The organism is Actinoalloteichus sp. AHMU CJ021 (assembly GCF_002895405.1).
GTDB classification, from domain to species: Bacteria; Actinomycetota; Actinomycetes; order Mycobacteriales; family Pseudonocardiaceae; genus Actinoalloteichus_B; species Actinoalloteichus_B caeruleus.
Genome location: NZ_CP025990.1, coordinates 4,934,700 through 4,951,036, shown reverse-complemented (window position 1 = coordinate 4,951,036; position 16,337 = coordinate 4,934,700). Strand labels below are relative to the sequence as shown.

Genomic DNA, 16,337 nt, shown 5'->3' with positions numbered 1-16,337 from the left:
CATCGTCAGGCTGCGCTTCCGGTTCGCAAAGCCGCCAGGAACTCGCTGTCAAGAACCACTCTCTCGCTGTCGCCGAGAACCTCCACCAACCGGGTCCCCAGGCGGGGAGCATCCAGGGCGGAGTCGGCGGGACACAACAGCCACAGGCCGTGCGGAGCTTCTCGTGGCCGCCGAGCGGCGTTCTGCACGCCGGTCAGCAGGTCATGGCCGCCCTCATCGAAGTAGCGGGCCAACAGGGTCGCCTCGTGCAGGAAGAGCACGCCATCGTCCGCCGCGAACTCCATCAGCCGCGCGCGCAGTCTATTCCAGGCGGCGGTGACGTAGGAGGCGAAGCCCCGGGAGATCTCGCCGGTCGCGGCGAGCCGGGCGTCCAGCCGACGAACCTTCTCCCAGTCCTGTCCCCGCTCGTCGACCAGGGCCTGGAACGCGGTGAGGAACTCCGAGTCCAGGTTCACCGGTCGCAGCCGGCCGGCGTAGGCCGTCGCCACCGCCTGAGCCGCCCCCGGCACGTGCACCCCACGCACGGTGAGCGCCAGGAACCCTCCTCGTTCCAGTGCCGAGCACAGCTTGGCCTCCACGACGGCGGTGGGGTCGATTCCGGCCGCGCGCATCCGCTCGTGCCGGGTCATCGCGGTACTGGAGGATGTCACGAATCCGGGCAGTTCCGTTGCGCGCGGTCGGAAACGCCGAGTGGTCGTGTCGTACTCGAGGGGGAAACCCGCCTGCTGGAGCGCCTCCTCCACCACGACGTGGGTCAGATCCCGCCCCAGGGCAAGCGCCGGAAAGCGAGCCCGCACCCTGGCCAGCACGTCCTCCATGGTGATGCCATGATCTCGTCGCACCCCGGCAGCCGCCTGGGAGATTCGGACTGCTCGTGCCAGGTTGAGGTCTCGCGGGTAGAGCTCGACCCGAGGGGAGGCCGCGGCGTTCTCGGACATCGCGGCGGCCAGGTCCGCGAGGCGGGTGTCCGCCAGGGCCGTCAGCCCCTCGGGCGGCGTGACGGCACGCAGTTCCCGGACCACCACCCCACGCCCGGGCAGTGGGTCCCGAGAGACCAGGTCGTCCGCCCGCTCTCCCAGTCTGACCGCGTAGTCCGCGAGTTCCGAGGCGCTGGGTTCCTCCACGCCACGCAGTGACTCGAGTGCGATGAGCAAGCGTCCACCGCGCCGGTACACGGTGAGGCGGGGGCCTCCGTCCGGCGCTCCGGGCGCCATACCTGCGTCGACCTCGGTGTCCACCCCGGCTCGCACCACGGCCAGGGCACGCGCGGCGACTCGTTCCGCGTCCTGGTCGACAGATCCGAAACGGGTCCTCAATCCGGCTGCCAGCTCGTTCGCGGTCATGATCCGGCCGGCGTCCGTGACGAGCCGGACCAGTTCGTCGCGAAGCTCCTGCAGCCGTGGTTCCTTTGCCCATGCCCGTAGAGCGTTGCGGTAATGCCACGAGACGGACGTCTGGTTGATGCCCAGTTCGTCGGCCACCTCCGACTGCGTCGGCCACGGGCGCGGAGGACCGTGCTCAGTCGGGAGTCCCAGGGTGAGGCGGATGACATCACCCCGCTTCGAGCCCCGTCGGCCGCCCTCGTAGCCGGTCAACAGCTGCGCGAGGTCGTCCACGGACAGCCGCCCCTGGTCCGCGACAGCGCGTGGACCAGGACCGTTGTCCTGACACAACGCCGACGTCCACTGCTTGTGCCGCCGGTTGAGTTCCTTGCGGACCAGGGCGCCCGCCCCGCGGGCCTTGGCGATTCGATAGAGGGGGACATTGAGCAGATCGCCGACGGTGACGGCGTCGAAGGACTGCGCCACGGAGACCGCTCGGGGCGTCAGTCCGGCGGCGTCGAGCGGTGTGTCGAGCGCGGCCGCCTCGGCGTGCGCGTTCCGCGTCTCCTCGAGGGTGGCCTCGCCGAGGCCCACGGTCCCGGGCGTGGTGACGGGGCTGGCGGCGTCGGCCACCGTGAACACCCCTCGCCACGCCTCCTCCATCTGTCGGAAACCGTCGAACCGCTTGTTGACGTCTCGGTGGAGGGCGCGGTGGAAGAAGGCGGTGAGTTCGTCCCGGAGCGCCGGATCGAAGAGGTCTACGGCGAGGGTGGGAGTGGCATCGTTGGTGGTGCGCGGGTCGGTCACGCCGTCGCCCCACACCGGTCGCCGCCCCGAGGCCATTTCGTGCAGGGTGACCGCTGCCGCGTAGCGCTCCGCGTGGTCGTCGTACCTTGGGCGGCGCTCAGTACCGAGGTGCGGGTCGAGATAGGCGCGTGTACCGGCCTTGACGTCCAACTCCGATGCCTTGGCGAGCGAGAAGTCGAAGAGCATGAGCTGCGTCGACCGGTCGGCGCGGCGGTAGACGCCGAAGTTGTCGGGTTTGAGGTCCCGGTGACGCACTCCCTGGGCTTGGAGCTGGTCGAGCGCCGTGAACAGGTCCCGTCCATAGCGTTCGAGGTAGTGGTAGCTGAGTTTCCCCTCGGCTCGCAGCAGCTCGCCCAGGGTCCCGCTCTCCGGATCGGTGCCCCCCGCGTACTCGAGGTCGAGCACCGCGCGACCGCCCAGCTGCCGTGGTGGGGCGAGCAGTTTGACGACCATTCCCCCACCCACCTTCCGCAGCGCTTCCGCTTCGTCGAGGAGCCGGACGGCCTTGGCCTCGTCGAGTGCGACCTTCAGAACCCGTCGTTCGAGGAGCGGGTCACCGTTCTCGTCCTCACCGACGTGCGTGATCAGCAGCGCACGCGCGGTCGCGCCGGTCCCAAGGATCCGTTCCACGGTCCAGTCGGAGTCGAGCGCCTGACCAGGGGACACGGCGAGGGGGTCCGCGATCACGGGCACGGCGTCGGGCAGCGACTCACGCTCGGCGCTGTCGAGACGCTTGAGGAAGGCGTCCGCCGAGTCCAACCGTTGTGCTACGTCCGCCTGGGTGGCGGAGAAGACGACCGCGTCCAGGGCATCGGAGATGCCGTCGGAGACCGCGTAAGGGTGCAGGCCCCCGTGCTTGGCGAGCCGGTCGATGAGCGCGGCGCGTTGGGGAGCCGGTGGTTGCCCGGTCAGGAGCAAGTAGGCCAAGGCGCCAAGCCCGAAGATGTCCAGATCGACCGGGTCGGCGTAGGGTGCGTCGAACTCCGGTGCGAGGTACGCCTCGGTCGCGCTCGCCAGGTGCTCGGCCTCGGGCGAGGACCGTCCCAACGAGGTGTGGCCGGAGGTGTCGAAGTCGCGGGCAGCTGCCTGCCAGTCGATGATCCGGAGCACTGGACCCGTCTTGCCATCCTTGGTCGAGACGTACACCGAGCGGGCGGACAGCGCTCGGTGGTACAGCGAACGGCTGTGCGCGTATTGCACTGCTTCCGCGAGCTGACGCACCATGTCCAGGCGCGTTTCGAAGGTGAGCTGTTCGTCGAAGAGATCGAGGTAGGAGTCGAGTCGCAGGTCGGACGCTCGATGGTGGAAAAGGATGGCAGGGCCGCCCTGGTTCTCGCGGATCTGCACCGCCTGCGCGATACCTCGGTGCGTGATGCCTTGAAGAAGCTGGTATTCACGCCGTGCTGCCCTGGTCACCGACTCCCTACGCTCGGCATCGGCCTGCCGCTCGGTCAGGTAGATGCGGACCCTACCCTGTTCCCGCACGATTCCGGTCCGCTCGGCGAGTCGGTCCTCCCAGGTGAGGCCCATGTCCAGCACCTCGTGCGACAACTCCCACTCATCGTCGAAACGCAGGTGTGCGGTGGCAGCGCGGATGTCGATCGTGTCGAGTAGTTCGGGCAGGATGTCTCGCGAGAACTCAGGGGTGACACGGTCCCTGTTCGCGGGCGGGCGGGCCAGCAGGTCCCGCCAGATCCACGGCAATCCCTGGCAGTCCTCGTCGCGCCCATAGACACTTGTGTTCTGTTGTTCATCGAGTTCCGAGACGAGGCCCGGCGCGGACAGGAATACCGACGCCGAGATGCGCGGCACCTTCGTCTTCTTCCCCAGTTCCTTGGCGGCCCAATCCAACCGGCTTTTGAGTTCCTTGGACTTGAGATCAGTCAGGTGCAGGGGGTTGCGCAGGTGTCGGGGCCGGGTGGAGGTGCCGTCGTAGACTTTCCACGTACCGGCCCTGTTCACCACACGGCCTGGGTGCCCCTTCAGCTCCACCAGGTGAAGACCGTTCGGTGCGGCGACCAGGAGGTCACACTCGTGCACCCGACCGGTGGAGCTGGTGAAGCTGAACGTGGCCCAGGCACGGTAGGGCTCGGCGCGCGGCAGGAGACGCCGGACGTGGTCGAGACCGTCCTGTTCCCAAGGATACGGTGAGCGTCTTTCCTGACACCATTGGGGCGGAGCCTGGCCCTGGCTCCCGCCCCGCCGTGCCTCCGGCCCGTTCCTCAAACGGTCCACCCCCTCGTGATGAGATCAACACCCCAAGCCGCGATCGTAGCTACCCCTGCGGTTGGATTCCTGGTCATCGCGGGTTCGAGCAGCCATGGTGATCGCGGTTTCGCACGCCTTGTTGCGTCGTGCGGGAGCGCTGTTCCGTTACTTATGAGGAGGGTAGCTGGGGCGCCGTATCCGCACGGACACCCTCCGCTATGGCGCCGACAGTTCCCGTCCTCGAGCGGGGCGGTATCGGCACTGCCGGATAACCGAACACATCGCGAGGCGGCACTCCATGCTGGCATGCCGGTCGGCATGCCAGCCGACCGGCGATGGATGGCGGACCGCGTTCGCTCGTCCTGCCCGTTGATCATCCGGCAACTCACTCGGAGAAGGGTTTGCCGCGCGGCGCGGTGATCGCAACCGCGAACCGCTGGGTGCCGACCAACCGCGGTCGTGCGTACTCGGCGAGTGAGGGCGAGACGGAAAGGTCCGCGCCGATCGCGACCGGGTTGAGCGACAGGTGCGGCTCGTCGAGCAGCACGACAGCGAGCAGTGTTCTCCGCCGCAGCGAGCGGAGGGACAGGCCGGCAGGCGACGCCGCGCCAGGGTGGGAGGCCTGGCGCGGTGGCGCCCCGCCACTCGCTCGGATGCTGGGGCCGGGCGCCCGGTAGTGCCGAACGTTGTCGATGATCGCGGTCACGACGACTGCCACGTGGCTTTCCCTTCGACGGTGGTCGGTCGGCTGCGCCCTGGTTCCCATACCGTCATGGAGAATCCCCGGGGCAGGATCGCGGCTACTGCTTCCGTACACCCGTAAGGGCCTTCGCACATCAGGTTGTTGACGACGACGACCGCGTGGGTGACACCGGACTCTGCCTGGCGCAGCGCCAGCTTCGTCTCGACGTGACGGGCGGCATCGGCGATTGCGCGGTCGCGCAGCGGATGTTCGGGGAACAGGTCGCTGGTGGCGAGAATGAGGCCCACCACGTCCGACTCCGGCCCACGCCCGGACACCACCCGTTCGCCACTGCCCTCGGGGCCCTTCAGGTTAATGCCGGTCGTGGGCTCAGAACCGATAGCCCGGCTGCCACTGCACGCACTCCGGCCGGCGGCCCGTGTTGAAGTGTTCCGCAACGGCCCGGCGCACGTCGTCGATTGGCAGCACCGCCGACGGCGGAAAGTAGGAGGGAACGGAACCGTCGAACTCGACCGCGACACCGACGATCGGCGTGGGATTCAGAGTGTCCCATGGGCCCAGCTCATCACTCGGAACCGGCCCCACCCAGTTGAGCGCGCCCACCCCGAGGCCCGGCTCAGCGGACACCCGAAGCTGCCACGCCGGCCACGCCAGCCGTCCGCTTCCCTCTCCCGCTGGCCGATCCCAGACGTAGACGAGTGACGCCCATCCCGGATGCTCCTCGTCCACCATTCGGCGAATCAGGACCGCTCGTTCCTCCTCCGTCCGGGCGTAGTAGCGATCATTGTCAATGATCGCGGTCACAACGACTGTCACGTGGCTTTCCCTTCGATGATGGTCGGTCGGCTGCGCCCTGGTTCCCATACCGTCATGGAGAACCCCCGGGGCAGGATCGCGGCTACTGCTTCCGTACACCCGTAAAGACCGTCGCACATACGGTTATTGAGGACGACAACCGTGTGGGTGACACCGGCTTCTGCCTGGCGTACCGCTAGCTTCGTCTCGACGTGGCGCGCCACGTCCGCAATGGCGAGGTCCCGCAGCCGATGCTCCGGAAACACGTCGCTGGTGGCGAGGATGAGGCCCGCCAGGTCCGACTCCGGCTCGTGGCCGGACACCATCCGCTCGCCGCTGCCGTCAGAGCCTCCCAGGATGATCCCGGTCGTCTGGCCCCGGCCTCGGGGACGTTCCGGCAACTGGTCTCGGGCCCAGGCCACCCAGGCGACGCCTGTCCCCAGGGCCGCTTCCCACGGGGTGTTCGACGGGTGCGGCAGCGAACGGCCCTGGGGCGGTTCGTCGGCCGGGGCGGGGTCGTGGGTGCCGTGCACCACCCCACCGGCTGGCGGCCCAGGGGCCTGATCAGATCCCGAAGCCGCCCTGAAACGTGGCCATCAGCCGCACCAACTGCTCGCGCAACTGCTGTTGCTGGTCGGCGGCCATCGCGATCGACTGGCGGATCTGCTCCAGCTGCGCCAGCACCTCGCCGTGCCGGGCGGTGCCGTTGAGCACCGCCAGGTGCCCGGTGACCTCGTCCATCCGGCCCTGTTCCTGACTGAGACCGTAGGGCTCCAGGAGGGTGCTGGCGGCCTGTAAGCCTCCGATGATCTGCTGCATGTCCACGGCGGTTCTCCTGTTCAGGTATGGTTTTCGGCGGCCGAGGCGGCCCGGCCGATCAGCTCCCCGGCCCGCTGCGGGTGGGTGAGCGCGGGACCCTGGGGCTGGGGTGGGCGCCACCGCACGGGAAGCGCCCACGTCAGCGGCGGGGCACCGGGAGAGGTCAGGGTGAGGACCTTCCCGCCGAGCCGGGACAGGGTCGTCACCATCAGCGAGGCCACCACCCCCGGCCCGGCCGTGATGACGGTCGCCACCGCGTCGGCGTCCGTGTCAGGTCCGAGCTGCTCAGTGGTGTTGCTGTTTTCAACGCCCGGGAACGCTACCAGGCGGAGATCCTCACCCCAACCGGGGGTCCGGCTCTCCGACCGACCTCGTCCCACGGCCCGCGCGCCGTGACGCGCCAACCGTTCTTCAGGTGTCAACCCCACCCCGAGCGCACGTCGAACCCGCCACGAAGGGACTGGTTCGCCGACACGCACGAGCGAGATCTCGGCTTTCGCCGCTGATCTTCACTGGGGGGAGCAACGACTCTAGCCGGTCCGGATTCGCGGTGTCAAGTCCTGACGTCCGCTCGTCCCGTCTCGTCGTTCCGGGGATGAACTCTAGCACCCACATCCGCCCCGCTGATCACCCCCCTCCCCCCGGCGCGCCGCGTGGGTCACCGGCGGCGGCCTGGTGGGTGCCCGAGGCGCCGGACGCCCACCGGCCCCCACTCGTCAGACCGGCACCGGCACGGGCGCGGGCGGACCGACGTACCTCGCGGCCGGCCGGATGATGCTGGACTCCCCGGCCTGCTCCAGCAGGTTCGCGCACCAGCCGATGACCCGGCTCGTCGCGAAGGTCGGGGTGAACATCGCCCGGGGCAGGCCGCACAGCTCCATGACAACGCCCGCGTAGAACTCGACGTTCGCGTGGAGCCGGCGCTCCGGCTTCAGCTCCGCGAGGAGCTCCACGACCCGGGTCTCCACCCGCACCGCGAAGTCCGCGAGGTCGCCGCCCAGTTCCAGCGCGGTCCGACGCAGCATCACCGCCCGGGGATCGGCCGTCCGGTACACGGGGTGCCCGAAGCCCATGATCCGGTCGCCGGCCTGGACACGGCCCCGAACCCAGCCGTCGATCCGGTCCGGTGAGCCGATCTCGTCGAGGGCGTCCAGGGCGCGGTCCGGCGCGCCACCGTGCAACGGGCCGGAGAAGGCCCCGACGGCCGCGACCACGGCAGCCACCAGATCGGCGCCCGTGGAGGCCACCACCCTGCCGGTGAAGGTCGACGCGTTGAACCCGTGGTCCACCGTGGACACCAGGTAGCGGTTGATCGCCGCGACCTCGTGCTCCGCCGGCTCCTCCCCTGTCACCTGGTACAGCCAGTTCGCCGCGGCGGAGAGGTCCTGGCGCGGCTCCAGCGGTTCGAGCCCCACCCCGAGCCGGTACAGCGCGGCCAGGATGGTCGGCGTCACGGCAGCCACCCAGAGCGCGTCAGCCCGCCGCTGCTCCCCGCTGGAATCCCACAGCGGCCGCACCCCCCGGACCGCTCCCGCGAGGGACAGGGCGGCCCGCAGCCCGGCGAGCAGATCACCCCGGCTGGACCCGGCGATCGCGGGCAGCACGGCGAGCAGTTCCGCCGGGAGACGCCGTAGCGGCGCCACCTCCTCGACGAACGCCGCTCGCTCCTCGGCGTCGGGCAACCTCCCCTCCACGAACAGGAACCACACGTCCTCCAGGCTCCTGGTCTCGGCCAGGTCGACGGCCGAGTACTCGCGGTAGTGGTAGAAGCCCTCCTCTCCTCGGACGTCCCCGAGCGTGGTCGACGTGACGACGACCCCGCGCAGGCCGGGCGGCACCTCACTGGCCCTGATGGTGTCCCGCGGCGAGTTGGTCGTTGTTCCGGACATCGCGCACCTCCTTGTGTGCCCGCCACTGTCAGCAGACGTCGCGATACCGTCAACGTTGATCCAGTCAATGTTGACGACAGGAGCTCCCAGATGACCGGACGGACCGGGCACGACGCGAACGAAGCAGGTCAGGAGGGTGTGCGACATCACCTGACCACCGCGCAGGTGGCGGACCGGCTCGGCGTCCGGCAGGAGACCGTGTACGCCTACGTCAGCCGGGGGCTGCTCACGAGCCACCGGGAGCCGGGACGCCGGGGCAGCAGGTTCAGCGTCGCCGAGGTGGAGGCCCTCGCCGGCGCGGGCCGCGAACGGCGCACGTCCACCGGCGTCCTGGAACGGATCCGCACCGAGATCACCCTGCTCGCCGACGACCGGCTGCACTACCGAGGCAGGGACGCCGTCGACCTCGCGTCCTCGTGTTCGGCCGAACAGGTCGCCAGGCTGTTGTGGACGGGGAACCTGACCGACCACCGCCCCTTCGCCGCCCCCGACGAGCTGGTGCGCGCCGCCAGACGGGCCGACCGCGCGCTCCCGCCCGCCGCCCGGCTGACGGACCGGATCCGGGTGCTGTTGACGACCGTCGCCATCTCCGACCCCCTCCGCTTCGACCTCGACGAGGGCTCGGTGACCAACCGGACCGAGACCCTGGTCGGCGTGCTGGTGCGTGCCCTGCCCCTGGTGCCCGGGGCGAGCGGACCCAGCTCGGCCGCGCTGGCCGACCAGCTCTGGCCTCGGCTCACGGCCGAGGAACCCACCGAGGAGGCGGTCGACCACCTGCGCGCCGCGCTCATCCTGCTGGCGGACCACGACCTCGCCGCGTCGACGCTCGCCGCCCGCCTGGCCGCCAGCACCCGGGGCCCCCTGTACTCGGTCGTCTCCGCCGGACTGGGTGCCGTCGAGGGAACCGCGCATGGCGCGGCCAGCGGGGTCGCGTACCGGTTCCTCCGGGAAGCCCTCGACGACACCCTCGGCGCGCTCGCCGACCGGCTGCGGGTGGAATCGGCCCTGCCCGGGTTCGGGCACCGCGTCTACACCGCGCGGGATCCCCGCGCGGAGGCCCTGCTGGGTCGGCTCCGGGAGTCGGCGGAGGGCTCGCCCCGCCTCGCGCAGGCCGTGGACGTGGTGGACACCATCGCCGACCGGCTGCGGGACCGGCCCGGCGGGTTCCCCAACATCGACCTGGCATTGGCGGCGATGCAGCACGGGTACCGGATGCGGGCCGACGCGGGCGAGGCGGTGTTCGCGGTCGCGCGGATCGCGGGGTGGGTCGCGCACGCGTTGGAGGAGTACCGGGAACCCGGGGTCCGGTTCCGGCCCGCCGGCGTGTACGTCGGTCCGCCGCCCACGTCGGACGCCGACGACGACCGGTAGGCACGCGGGCCGAGGAGTCCCTGGTCCGGGGGCGTCCTCGGCGGCTACCCCGTCGTGCCTGCTCGCGCCCTTGGCGTTCCGGTGGAGCGCCGCCGCTCGGGTGCCGCCGCCACCCCATCCCGTCCGGCGTTCACGATGCGGGCTCCTACCTGGAAAAAGACCCGCGACGGGGAACCGCTGCTCCGTTCCGGCGATGTCCGAGCAGGCGCCGGACCCGGGCGTGCTGGTGCCGTTCCACTGTCCCTGTCCGACGTGCGTCGGACCGCTCCCGGTACCGGGAGCCGCGTTCGTCAGGTCAGGAGGAGGAACAGTTGCGTACTCGTGTCACGCTGGTGGCCGCCGTGGTGGCCGCACTGCTCGGCGGTACGACGCTGGCGGCCGCCGCCAGTCCCGCCGAGAACACGGCCACCGCCGTCGCCCCGACCCAGATGCGGTGTGGCGACAACTTCACGGACACCCGGCTGGGGACCACCGTCATGCGCGACCTCACCTACTACAACTGCGGCACCACGACGGTGTGGCGCAAGGCGACCGGCTACCCGCCGGCGAGCTGCCGGCAGATCGGCCCGGGTGAGCGGAGGTCACTCGCCTACGTGAACACCTTCTACTACTGGCTCGGCCCGTCCGTCGCCTGCTGAGTCCGGAGCGGTGCGCGTCGCCGGTGCGGCAGGACCGTCCCGGCGGCCCCACCGCAGGTCCGGGCGAAACCCGGCAGGCGCGTCGGTGTCGGCCTCGGCGCCGGGCAGACCGAGGACCGGCGCGGCGGCGTACGAGGGCCGTGGGCGGCGTCACCGGTGAGCCACGATGAGCGGAGGGGAGGGCGGCGGCGCTGGTCGTCCTCCCCCATCCGGCCGTCGTGCGGTCCCCGCGACGGAGCGCGCCGGCGGCGTGCGGTATACCGGAACGACGCCCCCCGGGAACGACGGAAGTGGGAGACAGGAGCCACCACGAGTGCGGCCGGATTTCAGCGAACCCCCCGGGGCTGATGTCAAACCTCGGGTTCGCTGCGGAACTGACGCGATCGACGCCATCCACGTGTATCCTGACCTGCGACTTTACTCTCGGGTCCTCATCGCTCCTACGAGGAGTTCCAACATGCACATCCGGCCGACTGCCGCCGTGAACTCCTGGGTCCTCATCGCTCCTACGAGGAGTTCCAACAGGGGCCGAGCCGCCTCGACCCGGTCCAGCGCCACGTCCTCATCGCTCCTACGAGGAGTTCCAACTTGACCCGCCGGTGCCGGCGGGCGTACGCCGGCACGTCCTCATCGCTCCTACGAGGAGTTCCAACGCGCCCGGCGGCGGCCGACCGGGGAGGGATCGCAGTCCTCATCGCGCCTAGGAGGAGTTCCTGCGCCGCCCTGTCCGCCTGCTCCGGGGTGTGGTCCGTGGTTCGCTGAGTTCCGGTGCGGGCCTCGCGAACCGGCGCCAGGTCGTCCAGGACCTGGGAAGCGTTGACACCCTGTGACCGCCCTGCTGCAATTCACCCGTGGTTCCCACGGTGCTGACTCGACGGCGGCACATCGACTTCGCCCGCGTCAACACCCAGGCGTGTCGTAGCTCCCTGTTCCTCGAGCTCTGACCGCCCATCCCGGGTCGCTCCGGCCCGCTTCCCGTGAGGAACCACCACCATGTCGTCGCGTTGGCAGTCCACGTCCGATTCCCCCAGCCCCGAGTTGCGGGCGGTGCCCTGTCAGGTCTCCTCGGCGCCGGTCCACCACGGCCAGCCGAGTGCTCACGCCGAGATGACGGTGACCATCACCGTCCGCACGGACGTGGAGGAGGCGGCGTCGGTCACGGGCCGCCTGGTGCGGGCGGTACGCCGGGCCGTCGACCTCTCGGCGGCCTCGCTCACGGTCGACGGGGTGACCGTCTCCCGCCGGTGCCCGGCGTCGCGCGAGGACGCGGGGCGGGGTGACGTCGGGACTCGGCCGTCCGGTCCGCTGCACATCGTCCTTCCGGCGCGCCGGGTGACCCGCGCTGGCGTGGACGTGCCGTTGACGCGGATGGAGTTCGACCTGCTGGTGTTCCTGTGCGAGAACCCCGGGGTGGTGCACCAGCGCTCCGACCTGGTGACGCGGGTGTGGGGGGCGCCGGGTCGGAGTTCGGAACGGACCATCGACGTCTACGTGCGGCGGATCCGGAGCAAGCTGGGCGTGGACTGCCCGTTGATCACCACGGTGCGGGGTGTGGGGTACCGGGTCGACGATCCCACGCTGGTGGTCCTCCACCACGCCGTCGCCTCGGGGTCCGCCCGGTCCTGACGGTGGTGCCGGGTGCCCCGGGCCGGGGCGCCCGACCCGCTCGGGTCGGTCGAGTCCGCCGGGGCGTCGTTCTCACCGCCGCGCGGCGCGTTCAGTCCCAGACGTAGCCGCGTGGGTTCCGCTCGCAGTCCTCACCGAGGCTGGGGAGGACGGTGCCGTCGAGCCCGGGGCAGCGGGGGTTCGCCCCGATGGGCGCGTCGTCCGCCTCGGTCGCCGGGGTGCTCGGCTCGTCGCCCGCGCCCGGCCGGGGGACGTCGTCGCTCGCCTTCCTGCGCGGGATGTCCATGTCGGTGACCTCCGGCTGGTCCGCTCGCGGGGGTGGGGTGGTGGTGCGGCCGGGGCGGGGCGACGCGGAGGTGCCCCACCGGGGCGGGGGACGCATGTCCTGGGGCCGAGGGGCGGCCGTGGGCGTTGGAGGCGGCACGGCGTCGGGTTCCCCGCCCGGGGGCGACGCGGTGCCCCGGTGGTGGACCGTGCCGGCGCCCGACGGGGTTCCGGCGCCCGGCCGGGAGGCGGCGGGGCGCGGAGGCTCGGTCGTCGGGGGCATCGGTCCTCCCCTGGCCTGCGAGGGGGTGGCGCCGCCGCCGGCGCTCGTCGGCGGGTGGGCGTCCGCGTCAACGGTAGGCAGCGGGCGGTGGGGAGGGCAACGGGGTGGGGTACCCGCCTCCTCACGATGTGGGATCGGGGCCGGAGGTGTGGATCTTGGGACTCCCGTTCACCCGTTCCCGGGATGGCGGTGCGGTGGGCCGGCGCGACGACCGGCGGCGGACCGGCGCCACCTCGGGGGGCGGGGTGCCGGTGCTCGGGCCCGCCGCGCCGGCCGCCGGCTGACGTGCCAGGGGACACGGAGATACCGGCGGCCGGGCCGTCCCGGGAGGACGGCGTCAGCGGGGCGACCTCACTGGCACGCCTCGCACTCGCCCGGCTCGGTGGAGCAGGCGACGGCGCCGGCGAGGAAGTCGTCCTCGTCCTCGGCCGCCAGGTCGCGGATCTCGGTAGCCGCCTCGGTCACGTTCGGGTCCTCTCTCTCGTTCGTCGGCACGACGTGTCACCGCGCCGCACTACCGCTGCCCAACCCGTGCGGCCCCGGGCGCATTCCCGCTCCGGGTGTGACGAGGTGGGGCGGCGGAGGAGATTACCGGCGACCGGTGGTCGGGTGTTCCCAGGTGCCGCACGGAGTCGGGCCCCGGGGCGGCGGACGCCGTACCGACGTGCTCACCGAGGCCGCGAGCGCCCTCGGAGCCCGGGCGGTGGTCTTCGACGCCACTGGTCGGGGAGGCGGGGCGGCACGCGGTTCCGGTGGTGGTGTCGCGGTGGGTTCAGCGTCCGGAGTGGGCGCCACCGTGTTCAGTTTCGGGGCGGAGGGGGCGGGACCCGGCGCCCGGGGTTCCGGGAGACGCGGAAGGCGGTCCGGACGTCCCGGTGATCCGTTCCCCGAGCGGCGAAGTCCGGCCCCGCCCGCGTGGGCGCCGGCCCTCCCCCGGTGGCCCGTTCCTGGTGGGGCTGCCCGTTCGGAGCATTGACACCGGTTGGTCGAAGCTTCTACTTTCCGATCAACGACACCAGGTGAATCGTTTCGACCCCAGTCGCCTCAAACCGGACCGCAAAGGAGCGGAATGGTCACGATCAAGGACGTCGCCGAGAGGGCCGGAGTGTCCACGAGCACCGTGTCCTACGTGCTCAGCGGTGCCCGCAAGATCTCCGCCGGCACTCGGGAGGTCGTGCGCCAGGCGATCGACGAACTCGGGTACCACCCCCATGCCAGTGCCAGGGCGCTCCGCGCGGCGCGGACCAGGGTCCTGGCCCTGGCCCTCCCCCAGACCACCCGGTCCTACCGGGCCGTCGACGGGCGCTTCATCCACGACCTGAGCGTCGCCGCCGTCCGCCAGGGCCACGACCTGCTGCTCATGACCGCGCAGGAGGGTGTTCCCGGGCTGCGGCGGATCGCCAGGGGGCGGTTGGCGGACGCCGGGATCCTGATGGCGGTCGACCTCGACGACCCCCGGATCGAGGCGATGCGGGAGGCGAACTTCCCGATCGCGGTGGTGGGGCGGCCCACCACCACTCTCGGCACCCCGTGGACCGACCTGGACTTCGAGCAGGCCGCCGTCCTCGCCCTGGGGGACCTCGCCTCGGCCGGACACCACCGGCTCGCCTACCTCGCCGTCACCGAACAGGAGATCCAGGCCAGGCGCAGCTACGCCGCGCACGGGCTCGCCGGGGCGCGCCGCGCGGCCGGGCAGCTCGCGGGGAGCGTGGAGATCCTGCACTCGACCTCGGACCGGCTGGAGCTGCGGCGGCGGTTGGCGGCGCTGTTCGCGATGCCCGACGCGCCGACGGCGTTGGCCGTGCAGGACGCGGCGGCGGCGCGGGTGGTGGTCGACGCGTTGGCGGAACAGGGGATGCGCGTTCCCTCGGACGTGTCCGTGGTGTTGATCGGCACGTTGCCCGACGACCCGGAGCACGTCGCGTTCCGCCGCGTCGAGCTGCCCGTCGAACGGATGGCCGAGCACGCCACAGCCCTGGCGATCGCCGCCGTCGATGACCCGACGAGCGGGACGCGGGTCCTCATCCCGCCGGACCTGCTGCCAGGCCCGAGTGTCGCCCCGCCCCGCGAGGCGGGGTGAGGGCAGCCGCGCGGCCGCCGGGTGTCCCGTCGACGGGCTCCCCGGCACGGCGCGCGCGGCGGACCTCGTCGGCCGCGCCGTCCCCACGGGCGGCTGGCGAGGCACCGTTCACATCCACGAGAAGAGGAGCGACCCTTGTCCGACCTGCCCGTCCTGCCGCCGGATTTCGTCTTCGGTGTGGCCACCGCGAGCTACCAGATCGAGGGGGCGGTGCGGGAGGGAGGTCGCGGACCCTCCATCTGGGACACCTTCTCCCACACCCCGGGTCGGGTGGCCCGGGGTGAGACCGGGGACGTGGCCTGCGACCACTACCACCGCTACCGGGAGGACGTGGCCCTGCTGCGGGACCTCGGGGTGGACTCCTACCGGTTCTCCACGGCGTGGCCCCGCGTGCAGCCGGAGGGCCGGGGGCCGGCGAACGCGGCCGGCCTCGACTTCTACGACCGCCTGGTGGACGAGCTGCTCGCGGCCGGGGTGGCGCCGGCGCTCACCCTGTACCACTGGGACCTGCCCCAGGCGTTGGAGGACGCCGGGGGGTGGCGTGCGCGGGACACGGCGCACCGCTTCGCTGACTACGCGTCCCTGGTGGTGGGCCGGCTCGGTGACCGGGTGGCCCGCTGGATCACCCTGAACGAGCCGTTCTGCTCCGCCTTCATCGGGCACGCCGAGGGCCGGCACGCGCCCGGTGCGCGGGAGGGCACGCCGGCGCTGGCCGCCGCCCACCACCTGTTGTTGGCCCACGGGCTGGCCGTGTCGTGCCTGCGGGACGCCGGCGCCGGGGAGGTCGGCATCACGCTGAACCCCGAGCGGATCACCGCCGTCGGTGGCGGCGAGGAGGAGATCGCCGCGGCTCGGCGCGCGGAGACGCTGCGGAACCTCGCGTTCACCGATCCGATCCTCGGTGCCCGGTACCCGGAGTGGGAGCGGGAGACCTGGGGGCCGCTGGCGGACGGGTCCTACCGGCGGGACGGGGACCTCGCCGTGATCGCCGCGCCGCTGGACTTCCTCGGCGTCAACTACTACGCCCCCAGCCGGGTGGCGCCCGCGCCTCGGGTCGAGGCCGATCCGGCCCGGCGGACGGCGTGGGACGTGGGGGCGGTCGCGGCCGGGTGGCCGGGTGCGCGGACCACCGAGATGGGGTGGCCGGTGGTGCCCTCCACCCTCACCGACCTGCTCACCGGGCTGGTGGAGCGCTATCCGGGGCTGCCGCCGCTGTACATCACCGAGAACGGGAGCGCCGAGGCCGACCAGGTCGGTCCCGACGGGGTGGTGCACGACGAGGGCCGGGTGGACTACCTGCGGGAACACCTGGGGGCGGTGGCGCGGGCGGTGGACCTCGGGGTCGACGTCCGGGGCTACTACGCGTGGTCCCTGCTGGACAACTTCGAGTGGGCCTACGGCTACGACCGCCGGTTCGGCCTGGTCCACGTCGACTACGACACCCAGACCCGCACGCCCAAGGACAGCTACCACTGGTACCGGCGTGCCATCGCCGGTCACCGGGAGCGGTCCGCCCGGGGCTGACCAGCATC

General features: G+C 71.6%; 14 protein-coding genes and 1 CRISPR repeat array. Of the genes, 5 read left to right on the top strand and 9 right to left on the bottom strand.

Going from position 1 to position 16,337, the window contains the following annotated elements:
- Nucleotides 1-5: 5 nt before the first annotated feature.
- The 8 genes from pglW to C1701_RS20995 all read right to left on the bottom strand — a co-directional run bounded on the left by pglW (nucleotide 6) and on the right by C1701_RS20995 (nucleotide 8,543).
- Nucleotides 6-4,364, bottom strand: coding sequence for a BREX system serine/threonine kinase PglW (gene pglW, locus C1701_RS21030; RefSeq protein ID WP_417853701.1), 4,359 nt, complete (start codon nucleotides 4,362-4,364; stop codon nucleotides 6-8).
- A gap of 358 nt (nucleotides 4,365-4,722) precedes the next feature.
- Nucleotides 4,723-5,055 (bottom strand): hypothetical protein, encoded by a 333-nt coding sequence (locus C1701_RS21025; protein ID WP_103056478.1) that lies wholly within the window; start codon nucleotides 5,053-5,055, stop codon nucleotides 4,723-4,725.
- Nucleotides 5,040-5,357 carry a DddA-like double-stranded DNA deaminase toxin gene (locus C1701_RS21020; protein ID WP_245588834.1) on the bottom strand — a complete coding sequence of 106 codons (318 nt, stop codon included), beginning with the start codon at nucleotides 5,355-5,357 and terminating at the stop codon, nucleotides 5,040-5,042. The genes C1701_RS21025 and C1701_RS21020 overlap by 16 nt, the downstream gene beginning before the upstream one ends.
- Nucleotides 5,358-5,409: 52 nt before the next feature.
- Entirely contained in the window at nucleotides 5,410-5,856 is a 447-nt protein-coding gene (locus tag C1701_RS21015; RefSeq protein WP_051314044.1) for an Imm1 family immunity protein, read from the bottom strand.
- Entirely contained in the window at nucleotides 5,853-6,368 is a 516-nt protein-coding gene (locus C1701_RS21010) for a DddA-like double-stranded DNA deaminase toxin (protein ID WP_051314043.1), read from the bottom strand. The genes C1701_RS21015 and C1701_RS21010 overlap by 4 nt, the downstream gene beginning before the upstream one ends.
- Before the next feature lie 31 nt (nucleotides 6,369-6,399).
- The gene (locus C1701_RS21005) at nucleotides 6,400-6,660 is read right to left on the bottom strand and encodes a hypothetical protein (protein WP_026419169.1); all 261 of its coding nucleotides are present in this window, start codon (nucleotides 6,658-6,660) and stop codon (nucleotides 6,400-6,402) included.
- Between the two features lie 14 nt (nucleotides 6,661-6,674).
- Nucleotides 6,675-6,908: a hypothetical protein gene (locus C1701_RS21000; RefSeq protein WP_337661854.1), complete on the bottom strand. Its 234-nt coding sequence runs from the start codon at nucleotides 6,906-6,908 to the stop codon at nucleotides 6,675-6,677.
- A 462-nt stretch (nucleotides 6,909-7,370) separates the two neighbouring features.
- The gene (locus C1701_RS20995; RefSeq protein ID WP_103056476.1) at nucleotides 7,371-8,543 is read right to left on the bottom strand and encodes a citrate/2-methylcitrate synthase; all 1,173 of its coding nucleotides are present in this window, start codon (nucleotides 8,541-8,543) and stop codon (nucleotides 7,371-7,373) included.
- A 90-nt stretch (nucleotides 8,544-8,633) separates the two neighbouring features.
- Between C1701_RS20995 and C1701_RS20990 the strand changes: the two genes are divergently transcribed.
- The 3 genes from C1701_RS20990 (at nucleotide 8,634) to C1701_RS20980 (ending at nucleotide 12,178) form a co-directional block, all read left to right on the top strand.
- Nucleotides 8,634-9,914 (top strand): citrate synthase, encoded by a 1,281-nt coding sequence (locus C1701_RS20990; RefSeq protein ID WP_103056475.1) that lies wholly within the window; start codon nucleotides 8,634-8,636, stop codon nucleotides 9,912-9,914.
- Nucleotides 9,915-10,225: 311 nt separating this feature from the next.
- The gene (locus C1701_RS20985; protein ID WP_337661853.1) at nucleotides 10,226-10,552 is read left to right on the top strand and encodes a hypothetical protein; all 327 of its coding nucleotides are present in this window, start codon (nucleotides 10,226-10,228) and stop codon (nucleotides 10,550-10,552) included.
- A 427-nt stretch (nucleotides 10,553-10,979) separates the two neighbouring features.
- Nucleotides 10,980-11,269: direct repeats of the CRISPR family, unit length 30 nt; unit sequence GTCCTCATCGCTCCTACGAGGAGTTCCAAC.
- A gap of 276 nt (nucleotides 11,270-11,545) precedes the next feature.
- Nucleotides 11,546-12,178 (top strand): winged helix-turn-helix domain-containing protein, encoded by a 633-nt coding sequence (locus C1701_RS20980; protein WP_337661852.1) that lies wholly within the window; start codon nucleotides 11,546-11,548, stop codon nucleotides 12,176-12,178.
- 91 nt (nucleotides 12,179-12,269) lie between these two features.
- Here the strand turns inward: C1701_RS20980 and C1701_RS20975 are convergent, their stop codons facing one another.
- A complete protein-coding gene (locus tag C1701_RS20975) occupies nucleotides 12,270-12,725 on the bottom strand; it encodes a hypothetical protein (RefSeq protein WP_103056473.1) in 456 nt (151 codons plus the stop codon).
- A 1,069-nt stretch (nucleotides 12,726-13,794) separates the two neighbouring features.
- Between C1701_RS20975 and C1701_RS20970 the strand changes: the two genes are divergently transcribed.
- On the top strand, nucleotides 13,795-14,805 hold the full coding sequence (locus C1701_RS20970) for a LacI family DNA-binding transcriptional regulator (RefSeq protein ID WP_026419206.1): 1,011 nt from the start codon (nucleotides 13,795-13,797) through the stop codon (nucleotides 14,803-14,805).
- Between the two features lie 135 nt (nucleotides 14,806-14,940).
- Nucleotides 14,941-16,329 (top strand): GH1 family beta-glucosidase, encoded by a 1,389-nt coding sequence (locus C1701_RS20965; RefSeq protein WP_103056472.1) that lies wholly within the window; start codon nucleotides 14,941-14,943, stop codon nucleotides 16,327-16,329.
- Nucleotides 16,330-16,337 lie beyond the last annotated feature (8 nt).

Coding starts and splice junctions, on each gene's coding strand:
- C1701_RS20995 (WP_103056476.1), bottom strand. CDS start 8,543: ATGTCCGGAACAACGACCAACTCGCCGCGGGACACCATCAGGGCCAGT.
- C1701_RS20990 (WP_103056475.1), top strand. CDS start 8,634: ATGACCGGACGGACCGGGCACGACGCGAACGAAGCAGGTCAGGAGGGT.
- C1701_RS20980 (WP_337661852.1), top strand. CDS start 11,546: ATGTCGTCGCGTTGGCAGTCCACGTCCGATTCCCCCAGCCCCGAGTTG.
- C1701_RS20975 (WP_103056473.1), bottom strand. CDS start 12,725: ATGCCCCCGACGACCGAGCCTCCGCGCCCCGCCGCCTCCCGGCCGGGC.
- C1701_RS20970 (WP_026419206.1), top strand. CDS start 13,795: ATGGTCACGATCAAGGACGTCGCCGAGAGGGCCGGAGTGTCCACGAGC.